This is a genomic window from Hymenobacter oligotrophus, assembly GCF_003574965.1.
Lineage (GTDB): Bacteria > Bacteroidota > Bacteroidia > Cytophagales > Hymenobacteraceae > Solirubrum > Solirubrum oligotrophum.
In genome coordinates, this window is sequence record NZ_CP032317.1 from 2911162 (window position 1) to 2926611 (window position 15450).

Below are 15450 nucleotides of genomic sequence, written 5' to 3' on the forward strand. Positions count from 1 at the left end.
GCAGGCCGATGCGTGCCTTCTTTCTAATAAGCAGGGCTGTTTGCAAAGCTAAGCCGCGCTCGGCACAGAAACACACCGCGTAAGGCTTGCATTGTAAGCGTTCTTAGGTGCAACTTCCGGCTGCGTACGCTGGCTTGGCATTAGGCGCCGAGGTTGGCAGCGCTGTCCACTTTACTCTGCCCAACGTACCTCGTCTTTTATCGTACCGCCAAGTAGCTACGAATCCCGTAAACTTGTGCGTTTATCGCTTCCCGCCACCCACCACTCCGCTCCTGTTTAGGACGTTTATCCTTATGGAACAGCAAGAGCAGCTGCTCAATCAGGCTCGCCAGTTTGGCTACATCGAGGGCGACCAGGTATGGCTCCGCCCGTTCATGGACCTGCCCGCCCGGCAGGTTGGCCAGGTAAAAGACACCGAAGACGCAGCCCTGCTGTACTTCGCCCAACGTTTCGAGGGCTTCCGCGGCAAAGTAGACGACCTGCTTGGCCGCATCGAAGAATCCGAGAACAAGGGCTCCTTCCTGATGAAGGCGTTGCACCTCAAAGAGCAAATTGCCTCGTACGACGCCCTAGGTGACTTTACCGAGTTGCACCGCCGCCTCACCGAGGCCGAGGAGCACATCCGGACGCTGGTGGCCCGCAACCGCGAAAAGAACCTGGCCACCAAGGTGAAGCTCATTGAAGAGGCCGAATCGTTGCGCGACACCATCGACTGGCAGGCCGGCGGCGAAAAGCTGAAGGAGCTGCGCCAGGCCTGGATCAAGACGGGCCCGGTAAGCAAGGAGCTAACCGACGAGATGGAAACGCGCTTTCAGGCCGCCATCGAAGACTTCTACGTGCGCAAAAAGGCGTTCCAGGCCGATAAAAAGGCCATGACGAACCGCGCGTTCGAGAAGTACAAGTCGCTCATCCATAAATCGGAAGCGCTGCAGAATTCCGACGACTGGGAAGGCACTACCGCTCAGCTAAAGCAGCTGCAGCAAGAGTGGAAAGAGGTGGGCGGCTCGCTGCCGCGCAAAACTGCCAACGACCTCTGGACGCGCTTCCGCGCTGCGCACAACCGCTTTTTCGACCGCCTGAAGGAGCACATCAGCTCGAAGCGCTCGGAGGCCAAGGACCAGTACATGGACGACAACCTCGGCCGCAAGCGCGCCCTGGTAGCCGAGGCCGAAGCCCTGCTGAACCAGCCTATGCACGAGGCCGTGGCCCGCGCCAAGGAGCTGCAAGCCGCCTGGAAAAAGGTGGGACCCGTGCGCGGCCCCGAGTCGGACCAGGTGTGGGAGCAGTTTTTGGCTGCCTGCGACAAAGTGTTCGAACTCAGCTCGCTCGAGCACTACATCCGGAAGCGCCAACCGCAGGAAGGCCCCAAACCCAGCGGACAGGAACAATATTCGCAGCGCGTTGCAGCGTTGCGCGAGTTCATTAAGTACGACCGCCAAGAGCAGGACGTGCTGCAGGAAAACCTAGGCAAGCTGAACGACTCGCCGGGCAATGACGCATTCCGCACGATGCTACAAAGCAAAATCAGGGCGTTCGAGCGCAAAATCCGCACGAAAAACGAACTGATCGAGCTGCTTCGTCAGCGTTACGCCGAATAACCTAACATTTCCCCACGTTTTACGTTGTCCAATCGCCTGTCGACCTGACGCCTTGGCGTACTATATATCGGCGGCCGGATTTTTGCTAGCGGCGTACCGCTACTTTACCAAACCCATTTTACGCACAGCCTACTATGTACTGGACCCTGGAACTCGCCTCGTATCTGGAAGATGCTCCCTGGCCCGCCACCAAGGACGAGCTCATCGATTACTCGATTCGTTCGGGCGCCCCGATGGAGGTAGTGGAAAACCTGCAGGCCCTCGAAGACGACGGCCAACCTTACGAGAGCATCGAAGAAGTATGGCCGGACTACCCGACCAAGGAAGACTTCATGTTCAACGAGGACGAGTACTAGTTGGTACTGAGTATTGGGTATTGAGTAGTCAGACACTCCAATGGTCAGCGTAATGCGCTGGCAGGTTTCTTACTACTCATGTCTCACTACTCACTACTTACTCAAAATCTGGTTGCGGGGTACGAACGACGCGTTCTGCTCCGCAACCTTTTTTTATCGGTGCCCGAAGGGGCTTTTGTGGCTGTTGTAGGCCACAACGGTGCTGGCAAAACCACGCTGTTTCGGGTGCTTACGGGGCAGATGGCTTACACCGGCCAAGTGCAGCTGCACGGCCGCGACTTGCGGCACATTCGGCGCCCGGCCGCCGAGGGTGCGCTGGCTCATTTGCCACAACGCAACGCCATCAGCTTTCCGATAGAAGTTCGCGAGTTGGTGGTGATGGGCCGATTTCGGCAGCGCCGCGGCATGCTTGCCGGCTACACCACGCAGGACTACGCCCTAGCCGACGAAGCCTTGGAGCAAGTGGGCGCCACGCATTTGGCGCACCAAAATTTTACGCTGCTTTCGGGCGGCGAGCAACAACTCGTGTGGCTGGCGCAGTTGCTGCTGCAAGATGCCCGGCTGTGGCTGCTCGACGAGCCCACGCAGCAGCTCGATGTGTATTACCGCCGGCGCGTGTTCAGCCTGCTGCAGCAATGGGTGCAAGAGCGCCACAAAACCATTCTGTGCATCACTCACGACCTCGACCAATTGCCCAACCTGCCGGGCTACCTGCTCAACCTGTCGGCACCCGAGCCGCAGCTTGAGCCCCTTAACGAGGCCACCGTTGCCGCCGCCCGCGCGTGGCTGGAAAACGAGGCTAGCCTGCCCACGGCGCACAGCCGCACCTAGGCCCGTACCGGCTGCCCAACGGCTTGCTGCTCGCGCACGCCCGGTTTGCCCCGCAGTACGTTGGCAATCGACTGCATAAAGGGCCAGGGCGTTACCGAGTTCATTACCTGAAAATTTTCGATCCAGTTGGTGCGCTCGTCCAGAAAATCGAGGATGCGCTCCACGGGGTTGTGGGCAAACAACTCACTGAAAATTTCGCTGGTTCGCTCGCCTTCGCGCTGCATAATATCGAGCAGCAACGTGTCGAATAAGCGGAATTGCCACGCGTCGCCGGTAAGGTTGGCAGGCAGCGCATCGTGGTTGGCCAGTGCTTCGGTTAGGCGCGCGGCATGCTGCTGCATGCGCAAAAAAGCGTAGCCGGTGCTGGCTTTTACGCGGCCGCCGCGGGTACCTAAGTGCACCACGTGGGCGCCGCTGCGCGGCTCAAAGGGGTGGTCGGTCATCGGAATGGCCCCGGCCTCGGTTTCGGCTACGCGATAGGGCCGGCCGCCTAGGTGGCTGCTGAGGTATTGGCGCAGGGGCTGCTCGTACTCGGCCTGCGGCAACAGCGTGCCCGAAAACAAGGTGTACTCTACCAAGGCCCGCCTAGGTGAAAACGGCAATACGTACACAAAACGGCACTCGTGGTGTTGGGGCACCCGGAAGTCCATGAACACCGGCGTACTGGTGTCGAACGCGTCGTAATCGGTTTCAACTTCCCAGCCTACAAAGTGCTGCCAGAGGTAGCGCTTGTCGGCGCGCAGCTCGGGCTTGGGCGGGCGGCTATCGAAACCCAACCGGGCACTAAAGCTGCCAGCGGAAGTATGAGCCACCACGCCAGTGGGCGTATTCTCGAGCTGCTCTACGCTGGCTTGCACCAGCGTAAACTGCCCGGGGCGGGTACCTAGGGCTTGTTGCACAAAGCGGTAGAAGTCCAGCCCGCGCAAGGTGCAATAGCGGTGCCGCCGCAAGGGCAATACCACATCAATTTGCGGGCTCCGAAACGCGAGTTGCCGCCACTCGGCTGCCAGCACGGCGTCGTAGGGCGTGGGCCGGTCCGTCCAGAACGACCAAGTGCGGTCGTTTTGGTTTTTCGCTTCGGGCTCGAGCAGCAGCACGCGCTTGTGGCGCAAACGGGTCTCCTGGCTGATGTAGTAGGCCAAGCTTAGCCCGGCCGCGCCGCCGCCGGCAAGTAGGTAGTCGAAATCAGCCATAGGGGTTGTCACAGGCACAAAAGAACAGCGCGGGCTAAATTGTTTGGGCAAGCTACGCACAGCGGCCTAGGTGTCCTCGGGCTCATACGCAGCTTGGGCACCTAGGGCAACTGCCTTGGCAAACAAAAGCGGCCCCGGTGAGTACCAGGGCCGCCCAAACAGAGCAGTAGCTGCGCCGAGCCTTAGAAGTTGGGCGAAAGCAGGTACTTGCTGTAGAACTCGTCGATGATGCGCACGGCATCCGAGGGGTCGTCCACGATCTGCACCAGGCTCATGTCTTCGGGCGAGATGTTGTGCTCCTCGTGCAGCATTACTTCCTCAATCCACTTGAACAGGCCGTTCCAGTACGCCGAGCCCACGAGCACGATGGGGAAGCGGCCGATTTTGCGCGTCTGAATCAGGGTAATGGCTTCGAACAGCTCGTCGAGGGTGCCGAAGCCGCCGGGCATGCCAATGAAGCCCTGCGAATACTTCACGAACATCACCTTGCGCACGAAGAAGTAATCGAAGTTGATCACCTTATCGGGGTCGATGTAAATGTTGTGCGTCTGCTCGAAGGGCAATTCGATGTTGAGGCCTACCGACTTACCGCCCTCGGAGCGGGCACCTTTGTTGCCGGCCTCCATGATGCCGGGGCCGCCGCCCGTGATTACGCCGTAACCGTGGCGCACCAACTTGGCCGCAATTTCCTCGGCCATTTGGTAGTAGGGGTTCTCGGGCTTCGTGCGGGCCGAACCGAAGATGGATACGCACGGACCGATTTTGGCCATCTTCTCGAAGCCTTCCACGAACTCGGCCATCACCTTAAAGATCTGCCACGAGTCGGCAATCTTAATCTCGTTCCAGTCCTTGTCGACAAAGGCCTTGCGGATCTTCTGCTCATCGTCGAGCTGCACGGTACGCTCGCCGTGGGTTTGCTCGCGGATGTCGCTGATGGTGGTAACCTTGTTGTCGTTAACGTCGGGCTGCGTAATGATGCGGCCGCTGCCGGCGTTGTGGGCTTCCTCCTGGAGTTTGGTCTTGCTGGTTTTTTTCAGTTTGGTCATAGCCACGCTGATGAAGTAAGGGGCTTGCCGACGGGCTTGCGCAACCGCGCGGTTGCAGGCGCGGCAAACCGGGTAAGTGGAAAGGTGGGAAAAGAAAGGGCAAAAAGAAAGCCGCCCTGCCCCTACGGACACGGCGACCAAAAGTATGAGCGGCCAAGTTAACAATTTGTTAACATTGCGCTAGTCATATAGTTAAATTGTTAAGCGCCTGCCCATCATCCTGGACCTAAGCGAATGACCTTATCACGTTGGGACCTCACTCCCTGTCCCCTCTTCCGAAGATAGGTGGAGTGTGTATTATCCGGCGTCATCACGCAAGATGTCTCGATTGCGCTCGACATGACGGATTAGCCCTAGGTCGTCAGGATTCCTTTCACTTTGGAGGAGGCAGGCAGGCCCTGACGTTTGCAAGCGTGACAAGGTCCTTCGGCTGGCGCCTCAGGATGACAGGTGTAATTGCGTGCAGTGCCAAACGGCTTACCACGCGCGGCGCAACGCCCGTTACTTCGAGCGGATGGCAATTACAGGGTCCATCATGGAGGCGATTACCGCCGGCACGATGCCCGAAATCACCCCAATCAGCACCGACAGGCCCAGGCCCAGGGTAATGCGGTTCAGTGACATCGACACCTTGAGGGCATCTTGCGGCACCAGCGTAACCAGCCACACCAAGAACAAGCCGGCCGCGCCGCCCACCAAGCATAGAAACACTGCTTCGAACAAAAACTGCGACAGGATAAACAAGTTGTTGGCGCCAAGCGACTTCTGAATACCGATGATGTTGGTGCGCTCTTTCACCGACACAAACATGATGTTGGCAATGCCGAATCCGCCCACCAAAATGGCAAACGAGCCAATAACGGCGCCCGCCACCCCAATCACGCTGAAGAGCTTGGTAATGGCGTCGGCCAGCATTTCGGGTCGGTTTAAAGCAAAGTCGTCCTCTTCGCGCGGTTTCAGACCCCGGATGTTGCGCATGGCGCCGCGCACCTCGGCCTCTAGGTTCAGCAGGCCGGGGTCGTCGTCGGTACCCTTAACGCCGATGGTAGCCTGCGCGCCGCCCAGGCTGCCGGTGCTCAGGGCAAACATTTTGGTGAAGGCACCTAGGGGCAGCAGGCAGTTGGTGTCGTTGCTGGGCGTATCGAGCAGCTTTTTGCCCTCTTTCTCCATCACGCCCACAATGGTAAATTTCTGGCCCTGCGTCCGGAATTCGCGCCCTAGGGCCGAGCCGTTGGGGTATAGGTTGTGGGCAATGTCATAACCCACCACGGCCACATTGCGCGAGGCATCCACCTCCTGCGCAGTAAAGTAGCGTCCTTCTTGGATAGGCACGCTCGATACGGAGCGGTAATCGAACGTAATACCTTGCAGGGCAATGCCCTCTACGCTATTGGTACCTGCTTTAAGGGTATTGCCGCCGCGGGCCGCAAACACGGCCACGCCGCGGTGGTTTTCGGGCGTGAGGCGGCGCTGCAGTTCGCGGAACTCGCGAATAGAGGGGTTGGGCCGGTTAAAGTACTTCCACCACGGGTAGTCGCCACCAAAAGCCCAGGGCCACTTCTGCACGTAAATCACCTTGTCGCCCACGAAGTTCATGCTCTGCCGGATATTCGCCTCGAGCGAATCGACCACCGTGAACACCGAAATGATGGCGAAAATACCCACCGTAACGCCCAGCAACGACAGCACCGTGCGCAGCAGGTTGGCGCGCAGGGCCTGCCAGGCAAAGCGTAAACTCTCGAACAACAGGCGCAACGATTTCATATGCGGCACGGCTTGGGGTCAGCAATTACCCGTGAAAGGTACAACACCGAAGCTCAGCCCCGGGATTGAGCGGCCTCATCTTTCGGGCGGATTTTCACGTAGTGAAGGCTTTTCAGATTTCGAAGGGAAAGTAACGATATATCCAAGCCCGTTGCGTACTTTTGCAATCCGAAAATTTTGCGTATTCTCCCCGTTTTCTTGCCTGTTCTAAACGCCGGCCATGAAGCTCTCCGAGTTCAAGTTTGAATTGCCCGATAACCTGGTCGCTCAGCACCCTGCCAAAAACCGCGACGAATCGCGGCTGATGGTGGTGCACCGCGATAGTGGCCGCATCGAGCACCGTACTTTCAAAGACATCATCGAGTACTTCGACGATGGCGACGTGATGGTGGTAAACGACACGAAAGTGTTTCCGGCCCGCCTCTACGGCAACAAAGAAAAAACCGGCGCTAAGATTGAGGTGTTCCTGCTGCGCGAGCTCAACAAAGAGCTGCACCTGTGGGATGTGCTCGTGGACCCGGCCCGCAAAATCCGGGTGGGCAACAAGCTGTACTTCGACGACGACGGCATCATGGTGGCCGAAGTTATCGACAACACCACCTCGCGCGGCCGCACGATCAAGTTTCTGTTCGACGGCCCGGAGGAGGAGTTCTACAAGGCCCTGCACGACCTAGGCGAAACCCCGCTGCCCAAGGAGTTCATCCCGCGCGACCCCGAGGCTTCCGACAAAGAGCGTTACCAGACCATTTACGCCAAGCACACCGGCGCCGTAGCAGCGCCCTCGGCTGGCTTGCACTTCACGCGTGAGGTCATCAAGCGTCTCGAAATCAGAGGCGTAGAAATGGTGCCGGTAACCCTGCACGTAGGCTTGGGCACGTTCCGCCCGGTTGATGTGGAGGACCTGACCAAGCACAAGATGGACTCGGAAAACTTCATCGTGCCCACCGATTCGGCCACGATGGTAAACCGCGCCCTCGACCAGAAAAAGCGCGTGTGCGCGGTGGGCACCACCACCATGCGCGCCATGGAGTCTTCGGTATCAGCCAACGCCCGCCTGAAGCCGACCGAAGGCTGGACGGACAAGTTCATCTTCCCGCCCTTCGACTTTAAAATCGCCAACACGCTGCTCACGAACTTCCACATGCCCGAGAGCACGCTGATGATGATGGCCGCCGCCTTTGCCGGTTACGACCTGCTCATTGAGGCGTACCAAACGGCCATTAAGGAGAAGTACAAGTTCTTCACCTACGGCGACGCCATGCTGATTTTGTAGTGGGGTCTAGGGAGCTTCGGGTCTTCAGGGCTTAGCTGTTCCGGCTCGCTGATGCTCCTTGCCAACTACTGCTTATTACGCCGAACTTCGTTTAGTCGAGGTTCGGCGTTTTTTATTTGCACCCACTCGTCTTTTCTGTTCCTGTTCATGCTCGGCACCAAGCTTCCAAGCCCTCAAGCTCCCAAGTCCCCCAGATTTGCCATCATCGTAGCGGGCGGCACCGGTACGCGCATGGGCGCCGATCGGCCCAAACAGTTTTTGGAGTTGCAGGGCGAGCCGGTGCTGCTGCACACGTTGCGCCGTTTTGCTGCCCCGGCCCTAAGTGTGCAACGCTTGGTGCTGGTACTGCCAGCCGATCAGCTGGAAGTATGGCAGGAGTTGCACGCCCGCTACGCCCCCGAGCTCCGGCACGAGGTGGTAACCGGCGGCGCTACCCGCTGGGCCTCGGTGCGCCAAGGCCTGCTGCACCTAGGTGCCCAAACCGAAGGCTTGGTAGCCGTGCACGACGGCGTGCGCCCCCTCACGCCCCTAAGCGTAATCGAAAACACGTACGCCGCGGCCGAGCAGCACGGGGCCGCCATTGCCGCCGTACCGCCCAAAGACTCGGTGCGCGGCCTATCGGCCACGGGTTCGTACGCCCTCGACCGCTCGCGCCTGCGCCTGGTGCAAACGCCGCAGTGCTTTGAGCTGGGGTTGCTGCGCCGCGCCTACCAAATGCCCGAGCTGCCCACCTTTACCGACGACGCCAGCGTGGTGGAAGACTTGCACCCCATTCAGCTAGTGCAAGGCGACTACGGCAACATCAAAATCACCACGCCCGACGACTTGCTGCTGGCCGAAGCTTTGTTGCGGCGTGGATGAGTGGATGAGTGTATTTGCGGGGTGGCGGGAGGTTGCGAACGGGTGGCTACTTTTACAGCTCCTCATCTGCTCATTTACTCACCCACTGATCCTAACCAGATGCCCGATTACACCTGCCTGCTCTACGAGGTACGTCCCGATGGCGTGGCTACCATTACCCTTAACCGCCCCGACGTTTTCAACGCCTTCAACGACGCGCAGAGCTACGAACTGCAAGACGCCCTGAAGCAGGTAGCCCGCGATGCGCAGGTGCGCGCTGTGGTGCTCACGGGGGCGGGCCGCGCGTTTTGCTCGGGCCAGGACTTGAAGGCATCGCAGCAGGTGGCGGCCGAGGGCGGCCAACGCTCGTTCTACGATTCGCTCCACAAGCGTTACAACCCTATTATCCGGGCCATGCGCGCGCTGCCCAAACCCATCATCTGCCGCCTCAACGGCGTGGCGGCCGGCGCGGGCTGCTCGCTGGCCCTGGCCTGCGACGCCATCGTGGCTTCGGCAGAGGCTTCGCTTATTGAGGTATTTATCAACATCGGGCTGGTGCCCGATTCGGGTTCGTCGTACTTCTTGCCGCGCATTGTAGGCTCGCTGAAGGCCTTCGAGCTGTGCACGCTGGGCTCCAAAGTACCCGCCGACGAGGCCCTGCGTTTGGGCTTGGTAAACCAAGTAGTAGCGCCCGAACAACTCGACGAGGCTACCTACGACCTGGCTGCGCGCTACGCCGCCGCGCCCACCAAAGCCATTGGCCTGATCAAACAAATGCTTAACAAATCGGGCGCGGCCTCGCTCGACGAGATGCTCGATTACGAAGCCTACTGCCAACAAATTGCTGGCGAAAGCGCCGACTACCAAGAGGGCGTGCAGGCCTTCAGCGAAAAGCGCAAGCCCGTGTTCCGAGGCCAATAAACATGCCGGCTCCCAAGGCCCACAGCCTGCTCCGCTACCTAGGGGAGGCTGTTTTTTTGCTGGCTGCTGGGGGTTTGCGCGCTACGTGTGCCTACCTGGGCGGCCTTGCCGAGGCCTTGCCGCGGGTGGCTTAGGGTACCGATACAAAATCTCCGCGCCCACACGTAGCCCTGACCTCCGCTTTTGCGTACATGCCATCCGCGGCCTGCCCCAAAAGCAGGCAAGTAGCTAAGCCAAAACCCTACTCATTTTACCCGCTATGGAAAATCAACTCCAGCAAAACCTCGACAAAATCATGCCCGAGGACCTGGCCCGCACTTTCGAAAGTGCTTACCACGTGATTCAAGGCAACAACGACCACATGGAAGACCTGCTGCGCCACGGCGGTGCCCTGCTGCGCAAAGCCAGCCAGCGCTTCACGCCCACGCAGCTCGTGCTCGGCATTGCGGTGCTGGCCGTTGGTACGGTAATCGTACTCACGAAGTACTCCGACCAGATTCAGGACGCCATTGAGGACCTGACCGACGGCGACGACAACAACGGCCAGCAAAACCGCGGCGGCGCACAGGCCAAAAGCAAGCCCGCTCAGCAAGGTCAGCAAGGTCAACAAGGCCAGCACTAACGCATAAAGCGCTCATTACCAAAAGGCCCGCTCCGGAACATTGGTTTCCGGGGCGGGCCTTTTGGCGTGTTCACATCATCATGTGATTGCACTTAGCCATCATCAGGCTGTAATCTTGCAGCACAAATAATCCATACCAAACCCACAAAGTACCACGCTCCACTGCTATGAAAACCTTTTGCTTCAGCCTGATTTTCGCCGTGTTGGCCGCTGCTCCGTTCGAGGCTACTTACGCCGCGCCAACCGCTACCCCCGAAACCACCACCCACCTGGCCGCCGACACCGAAGATTTGGGCGGCGGCTACAAGCTCAAGCGCAAAAAGCGCAAGAAAAACCGTGCGATGCGCCGCTACCGCCGGTTGCGCGGTTTGCGGTAAGCCATTGAGCTTATCGAAATCGGTAAAACCTACCACTTACGGCCCCGGTTCAGGATGGATACCTGGATCGGGGTTTTTATTTCTTTTCATATAAATACTTGTATTTATTTATTGTATAACTTTGATTAGCACAACAGTAACCCGATACAACACCAACTACTAACCAACTCACCCCATGAAATTAATTTGCTACGCGCTATTGCTGGCGGTGCTGGCCTCGGTGCCGGCCGAAGCCGCCGTTTCCGAAACCACCGACGCAGCGGCTGCCTCTACCGCCGTATTAAAAGCCGACGAGCTGGGCGGCGGCGACAAGTTTAAGCGCAAAAAGCGCAAGAAGAACCGCACCGCCATGCGCCACCGCCGTCAGCGGCAACGCATGCGCTAAGCCACCTAGGCCGCTGGCTGCAGCACCGCGGGGTCGTTGTGAGCGGGCGAGTTTACCAACGTCGTAACGGCGTATTCCTTCAGCAGGCCGTCGGGCAGCGGGCGCAGCAGCGCCTGGTGCTCGGCGGCTGTTGCGTCTTCGGCAAGCCAGGCAAGCTCGGCGTCGCGCGAGGGCAAAATCACGGGCATGCGGTTGTGCAGCCGCGCCATCAGCTCGTTAGGCTCGGTGGTAACGATGGTGAACGTGGGCACCACCTCGCCGGTGCTGCGGTCGGCCCATTCGTCCCACAGGCCGGCAAAGGCAAAGGGTTGCTCGTCGAGGCGCAAAATGCGGTGCGGCACCTTGCCGCGGCCCTTTTGCTGCCACTCGTAAAAGCTATCGGCCAGCACAAGGCAACGGCGGCGCTGCAACAACTGCCGGAAAGAAGGTTTTTCACCAAGGGTTTCGGCCCGGGCGTTGATGGGCTTGGCAGCGGCCCGCACGTCTTTCACCCAGGCCGGAATCAGCCCCCATTGCACCAGCCGAATTTCGTGTGGGGCCAAGTTGGTAACGATGGGCATGCGCTGCGACGGGGCAGCATTATAGCTGGTAGGAGCGGGTTCGGTAAAGGTGGCATCGAAGCGCTGCTCGACGGTGGGGGCTGGGGCAATAAAGGTGTAGCGGCCGCACATAGGCAAAAAGTAAAGATTGGCTTTGTCCTAAAACGCAATAACACGGCGGAAGATGCTTTTCGGCAATTATTGACGAGCTAGCCGCGGTTTTGCTTCGGCCAAATTGTATCTTTACTAAGTCGGAATCAACCTTTTGCACCAAAACAAGCTACACTAGCTTTTTAGCAAGGTTGCCTCCAACGCCCTGCTCCGCCCCACCGCCTGCTTCTGCCTATGCCCCAATTTTACCCCCTTTACGAAAGTTCGGAAATTGCCATTGCCCACGACAAGCGCAACTGCTGGTTGTACGTGCAATGGCTGGGCAACCACAATGTGGACAGCATACGGAATGGCTGCCTGCTGCTGCTGCATTACCTGCAGGAAACCAAGTCGGCGAAGCTGCTTAACGACGACACGCACGTAACCATTGCTGCCCAAATCACCGATGCCGACTTGGATTGGCGCCCGGGCGACACGCCCTGCGAGGGCTCGGCGGTTTGGGTGGGCAGCACGTTCTACTCCATGCTGGCCTCGGCGGGCTTGCAGTTTATTGCTTGGGTAAATGCGCCCAGCGTACTCAACCGCCGCACCGCCGACCTGGCTCTGAATGTGAGCGAAACCGTGCAGCTACCCGAAAACCGACCGTTGGTGGTCACCTTCGACGACTTGGCCTCGGCTTACGAGTGGTTGCAGAAACGCGAAATCAAGCGCCCGGTAACCAGCGAAATCCCTTTGTTTATTCATTAACCCCGCACGCGCATCTTTTCCGCTCGATTGCGAACATTCTTGGGCAGGGCATCGGGGCGCGGGCAAGTAGCCACGCAACGATGCTGACGCTGCTTAGCATAGAAAGCAAAGCAGGCGGCTTCGGCGCGACGAGCACCAAGATCAAAGGCGACGCACAGCTGCACGCATGCGCGAGGTTTTCAGCCCTAGGTGCAACGCAGCCTGGCACAGCTGGGCAGCTGCCGCTGCAACTTAGTAAGGCAAGCTGCCGCCAGCCACCGCTTTGGGTTGCTGGCGGCAGCTTACTTCCACTTGATCTTGTTTCCGGCGCCTTGGGCGCGCAACCGTTCGGGCACGCGGTTCAGGATAATGTCGCGCAGGGTGGTGAGCAGCGGCAACCGCACAAAGCTGTGGTGCACTACCAGGCTTACTTCGCGCACGGGTTCGGGTGCCTCAAAGCGCTTGATCATGGGATTGTCGCCGAGCTCATCGAGCACCGATAACTCGGGCACCAAGGTGTAGCCGCGGTTGAGGCGCACCAGTTGCTTTAGGGTTTCGATAGAGCCGCTTTCATAAGTAAACGGGCGGTTATGAGCGGCCGCGGCGGGCGTACAGATATTCAGTACCTGATGCCGGAAGCAATGCCCCTGCTGCAACAGCCACAGTTCATGCGCTTCCAGGTCGGCGGGCTGCACGGTGGCTTGTTTGTACAACGGGTGCCCCTCCGACACGTACGCCAAAAACGGTTCTTCGAGCAGCGGAATCTCGTGCAGGGCGCGGTCTTCCAGCGGCGTTACCAACAGGCCTACATCGAGGCGGTTGTCTTTGAGGCGCTGCACGATTTGTTCGGTTTGCAGCTCCTCTACCTGCACGCGCAGCTGCGGGTGGCGCTCCACTAGCTCCAGCAAAAACAGCGGCACGATGTACTGCGCCAGCGTAGGAATGATGCCCAACCGCAGCTCACCTACCAGTTCTCCTTTTTCGAGTTGCACGGTCTCTTTCAGTTGCTTCACGGAGCGCAGCACCTCGCGGGCGTGCTGCACTACCTTGGCGCCGATAGCAGTGGGCTCAATGCCGCCTTTGGTGCGGTGAAAAAGCAGTACTCCCAGCTCGTCTTCCAGCTTTTGCACTTGCATGCTGAGTGTGGGCTGCGACACGAAACACTTCTCGGCCGCCAGCACAAACTGCCGATGCGTGTCGAGGGCTACCAAGTACTCAAGCTGTTGCAGGGTCATAGGCTTATGGCCAAATCCACGTATTAAATTTAGCTATACTGCCATCAAAATTATCGATTTTACTTATAAGATCAAGCCGGCCACCTTTGCTGCGTTCCTCAACAGTAACCGTTGCCGCGCATGGCCAATCAAACCACACCAAACAAGCTGACGACTGCCTCGGGCCGTCCTATCTGGGATAACCAAAATTCTGTTTCGGTAGGCCAACGCGGCCCGTTGCTGCTGCAAGACTATTTGCTGCACGAAAAGCTGGCGCACTTTAACCGCGAGCGTTTGCCGGAGCGTGTGGTACACGCCAAAGGCTCCGGTGCCTACGGCACCTTTACCGTAACGCACGACCTGACGCGCTACACCCGCGCCAAGCTGTTTGCGGAAGTGGGTAAGCAAACGCGCGTATTCCTGCGCTTTAGCACCGTGGGCGGCGAAAAGGGCTCGGCCGACACCGAACGCGACCCGCGCGGCTTTGCGGTAAAATTTTACACCGAGGACGGCAATTGGGATTTGGTGGGCAACAACACGCCGGTGTTCTTCATCAAAGACCCGGTGAAGTTTCCCGACTTCATTCACACCCAAAAGCGCGACCCGTTTACCAACTGCAAGTCGCCCACGGCCATGTGGGACTTCTGGAGCCTGAACCCCGAGTCGCTGCACCAAGTGCTCATCTTGATGTCGGACCGCGGCACGCCCTACGGCTACCGCCACATGCACGGCTTCGGCTCGCACACGTTCTCGTTTATCAACCACGAAAACGAGCGCGTGTACGTGAAATTCCACTTCATTACCGAACAGGGCATCAAGAACTTCTCGGCCGAAGAAGCCACCGAAATGAAGGGCCTCGACCCGGACTTCGCGCAGCGCGACCTAGTAGATGCCATTGAGCAGGGCGACTTTCCGCGCTGGACGCTGAAGGTGCAGATCATGACCGAGGAGCAGGCCGCCACGTTCCGCTGGAACCCCTTCGACCTCACGAAAGTATGGCCCAAGGCCGATTTTCCGCTGTACGAACTGGGCGTGCTGGAGCTGAACGAGAACCCCGTGAACTACCACGCCCACGTAGAGCAGTCGGCATTTGCGCCGGCGCACGTGGTCGATGGGATCGGCTACTCGCCCGACCGCATGCTGCAGGGCCGCATCCTCTCCTACCCCGATGCGCAGCGCTACCGCCTAGGTGGCAACTACGAGCAACTGCCCGTAAACCGCTGCCCCTACGCCACCAACAACTACCAGCGCGACGGCCTGATGGCCCTCGGCGACAACGGCGGCGGCGGCCCCAACTATTTCCCCAACTCGTTTAACGGCCCGCAGGAAGACCGCACGGTGGGTGAGCCTGCCGAGCACCTCTCGGGCCTGGCCGCCCGCCACGACCGCAACGCCCCCGGCGAAGACGACCACTACACGCAGCCCGGCAACCTTTACCGCTTGCTCGACCTAGGCGCCCAGCAACGCCTGGTGCAAAACATTGTGGGCGCCATGAGCGGCATTGCCGGCCCCAAGCGCGACGAAATCATCAACCGCCAACTTTGCCACTTCTTCCGCGCCGACCTAGGTCTCGGAATGGCTATTGCGCAGGGCCTAGGCGTGACCCTATCGATGCCGGCGCACCACGCGCCCGCCGAAGCAGCAACCGTGTAAG

The 15450-nt window shown here is 59.2% G+C and carries 16 protein-coding genes; 11 read left to right on the plus strand and 5 right to left on the minus strand.

Annotated features, from left to right (window positions below):
- The first annotated feature begins 293 nt into the window (after nucleotides 1-293).
- From D3Y59_RS12455 to D3Y59_RS12465, 3 genes are all read left to right on the plus strand, one after another.
- Nucleotides 294-1598 carry a DUF349 domain-containing protein gene (locus tag D3Y59_RS12455; protein ID WP_119445344.1) on the plus strand — a complete coding sequence of 435 codons (1305 nt, stop codon included), beginning with the start codon at nucleotides 294-296 and terminating at the stop codon, nucleotides 1596-1598.
- Nucleotides 1599-1732: 134 nt separating this feature from the next.
- Complete coding sequence (locus tag D3Y59_RS12460; RefSeq protein WP_022821757.1) at nucleotides 1733-1954, plus strand: DUF2795 domain-containing protein; 222 nt, start codon at nucleotides 1733-1735, stop codon at nucleotides 1952-1954.
- 78 nt (nucleotides 1955-2032) lie between these two features.
- Nucleotides 2033-2785 carry an ABC transporter ATP-binding protein gene (locus tag D3Y59_RS12465; protein WP_119445345.1) on the plus strand — a complete coding sequence of 251 codons (753 nt, stop codon included), beginning with the start codon at nucleotides 2033-2035 and terminating at the stop codon, nucleotides 2783-2785.
- Here D3Y59_RS12465 and D3Y59_RS12470 read toward each other — a convergent pair.
- The 3 genes from D3Y59_RS12470 to D3Y59_RS12480 all read right to left on the minus strand — a co-directional run bounded on the left by D3Y59_RS12470 (nucleotide 2782) and on the right by D3Y59_RS12480 (nucleotide 6788).
- On the minus strand, nucleotides 2782-3978 hold the full coding sequence (locus tag D3Y59_RS12470; RefSeq protein WP_119445346.1) for a lycopene cyclase family protein: 1197 nt from the start codon (nucleotides 3976-3978) through the stop codon (nucleotides 2782-2784). The two genes, D3Y59_RS12465 and D3Y59_RS12470, sit on opposite strands and share 4 nt — an antisense overlap.
- A gap of 182 nt (nucleotides 3979-4160) precedes the next feature.
- Nucleotides 4161-5024 carry an LOG family protein gene (locus tag D3Y59_RS12475; RefSeq protein ID WP_119445347.1) on the minus strand — a complete coding sequence of 288 codons (864 nt, stop codon included), beginning with the start codon at nucleotides 5022-5024 and terminating at the stop codon, nucleotides 4161-4163.
- A gap of 501 nt (nucleotides 5025-5525) precedes the next feature.
- A complete protein-coding gene (locus D3Y59_RS12480; RefSeq protein ID WP_119445348.1) occupies nucleotides 5526-6788 on the minus strand; it encodes an ABC transporter permease in 1263 nt (420 codons plus the stop codon).
- 220 nt (nucleotides 6789-7008) lie between these two features.
- Between D3Y59_RS12480 and queA the strand changes: the two genes are divergently transcribed.
- The 6 genes from queA to D3Y59_RS12510 all read left to right on the plus strand — a co-directional run bounded on the left by queA (nucleotide 7009) and on the right by D3Y59_RS12510 (nucleotide 11206).
- Nucleotides 7009-8061: a tRNA preQ1(34) S-adenosylmethionine ribosyltransferase-isomerase QueA gene (queA, locus tag D3Y59_RS12485; protein WP_119445349.1), complete on the plus strand. Its 1053-nt coding sequence runs from the start codon at nucleotides 7009-7011 to the stop codon at nucleotides 8059-8061.
- 147 nt (nucleotides 8062-8208) lie between these two features.
- Entirely contained in the window at nucleotides 8209-8922 is a 714-nt protein-coding gene (locus D3Y59_RS12490) for a 2-C-methyl-D-erythritol 4-phosphate cytidylyltransferase (protein WP_119445350.1), read from the plus strand.
- A 99-nt stretch (nucleotides 8923-9021) separates the two neighbouring features.
- Nucleotides 9022-9822: an enoyl-CoA hydratase-related protein gene (locus D3Y59_RS12495; RefSeq protein ID WP_119445351.1), complete on the plus strand. Its 801-nt coding sequence runs from the start codon at nucleotides 9022-9024 to the stop codon at nucleotides 9820-9822.
- Between the two features lie 259 nt (nucleotides 9823-10081).
- Nucleotides 10082-10444, plus strand: coding sequence for a hypothetical protein (locus tag D3Y59_RS12500; RefSeq protein WP_119445352.1), 363 nt, complete (start codon nucleotides 10082-10084; stop codon nucleotides 10442-10444).
- 167 nt (nucleotides 10445-10611) lie between these two features.
- Entirely contained in the window at nucleotides 10612-10821 is a 210-nt protein-coding gene (locus D3Y59_RS12505; protein ID WP_119445353.1) for a hypothetical protein, read from the plus strand.
- 175 nt (nucleotides 10822-10996) lie between these two features.
- Nucleotides 10997-11206, plus strand: coding sequence for a hypothetical protein (locus D3Y59_RS12510; protein WP_162910751.1), 210 nt, complete (start codon nucleotides 10997-10999; stop codon nucleotides 11204-11206).
- Between the two features lie 5 nt (nucleotides 11207-11211).
- On the opposite strand, the gene D3Y59_RS12515 is transcribed toward D3Y59_RS12510, so the two are convergent.
- A complete protein-coding gene (locus D3Y59_RS12515) occupies nucleotides 11212-11877 on the minus strand; it encodes an SOS response-associated peptidase (protein WP_119445355.1) in 666 nt (221 codons plus the stop codon).
- A gap of 213 nt (nucleotides 11878-12090) precedes the next feature.
- On the opposite strand from D3Y59_RS12515, the gene D3Y59_RS12520 reads away from it, so the two are divergent.
- Complete coding sequence (locus D3Y59_RS12520; RefSeq protein ID WP_119445356.1) at nucleotides 12091-12603, plus strand: hypothetical protein; 513 nt, start codon at nucleotides 12091-12093, stop codon at nucleotides 12601-12603.
- 281 nt (nucleotides 12604-12884) lie between these two features.
- Here D3Y59_RS12520 and D3Y59_RS12525 read toward each other — a convergent pair whose 3' ends face one another.
- On the minus strand, nucleotides 12885-13817 hold the full coding sequence (locus D3Y59_RS12525; protein WP_119445357.1) for a LysR substrate-binding domain-containing protein: 933 nt from the start codon (nucleotides 13815-13817) through the stop codon (nucleotides 12885-12887).
- Nucleotides 13818-13937: 120 nt separating this feature from the next.
- Here D3Y59_RS12525 and D3Y59_RS12530 point away from each other — a divergent pair, with 120 nt between their 5' ends.
- A complete protein-coding gene (locus D3Y59_RS12530) occupies nucleotides 13938-15449 on the plus strand; it encodes a catalase (RefSeq protein ID WP_119445358.1) in 1512 nt (503 codons plus the stop codon).
- Nucleotide 15450 lies beyond the last annotated feature (1 nt).

Bases quoted from the DNA above. Each gene is read 5' to 3' on its own strand.
- D3Y59_RS12475 (WP_119445347.1), bottom strand. From the start codon at position 5,024: ATGACCAAACTGAAAAAAACCAGCAAGACCAAACTCCAGGAGGAAGCC.
- D3Y59_RS12505 (WP_119445353.1), top strand. From the start codon at position 10,612: ATGAAAACCTTTTGCTTCAGCCTGATTTTCGCCGTGTTGGCCGCTGCT.
- D3Y59_RS12525 (WP_119445357.1), bottom strand. From the start codon at position 13,817: ATGACCCTGCAACAGCTTGAGTACTTGGTAGCCCTCGACACGCATCGG.
- D3Y59_RS12465 (WP_119445345.1), top strand. From the start codon at position 2,033: ATGTCTCACTACTCACTACTTACTCAAAATCTGGTTGCGGGGTACGAA.
- D3Y59_RS12495 (WP_119445351.1), top strand. From the start codon at position 9,022: ATGCCCGATTACACCTGCCTGCTCTACGAGGTACGTCCCGATGGCGTG.
- D3Y59_RS12515 (WP_119445355.1), bottom strand. From the start codon at position 11,877: ATGTGCGGCCGCTACACCTTTATTGCCCCAGCCCCCACCGTCGAGCAG.
- D3Y59_RS12520 (WP_119445356.1), top strand. From the start codon at position 12,091: ATGCCCCAATTTTACCCCCTTTACGAAAGTTCGGAAATTGCCATTGCC.
- D3Y59_RS12470 (WP_119445346.1), bottom strand. From the start codon at position 3,978: ATGGCTGATTTCGACTACCTACTTGCCGGCGGCGGCGCGGCCGGGCTA.
- D3Y59_RS12460 (WP_022821757.1), top strand. From the start codon at position 1,733: ATGTACTGGACCCTGGAACTCGCCTCGTATCTGGAAGATGCTCCCTGG.
- D3Y59_RS12455 (WP_119445344.1), top strand. From the start codon at position 294: ATGGAACAGCAAGAGCAGCTGCTCAATCAGGCTCGCCAGTTTGGCTAC.
- D3Y59_RS12480 (WP_119445348.1), bottom strand. From the start codon at position 6,788: ATGAAATCGTTGCGCCTGTTGTTCGAGAGTTTACGCTTTGCCTGGCAG.
- D3Y59_RS12510 (WP_162910751.1), top strand. From the start codon at position 10,997: ATGAAATTAATTTGCTACGCGCTATTGCTGGCGGTGCTGGCCTCGGTG.
- queA (WP_119445349.1), top strand. From the start codon at position 7,009: ATGAAGCTCTCCGAGTTCAAGTTTGAATTGCCCGATAACCTGGTCGCT.
- D3Y59_RS12530 (WP_119445358.1), top strand. From the start codon at position 13,938: ATGGCCAATCAAACCACACCAAACAAGCTGACGACTGCCTCGGGCCGT.
- D3Y59_RS12500 (WP_119445352.1), top strand. From the start codon at position 10,082: ATGGAAAATCAACTCCAGCAAAACCTCGACAAAATCATGCCCGAGGAC.
- D3Y59_RS12490 (WP_119445350.1), top strand. From the start codon at position 8,209: ATGCTCGGCACCAAGCTTCCAAGCCCTCAAGCTCCCAAGTCCCCCAGA.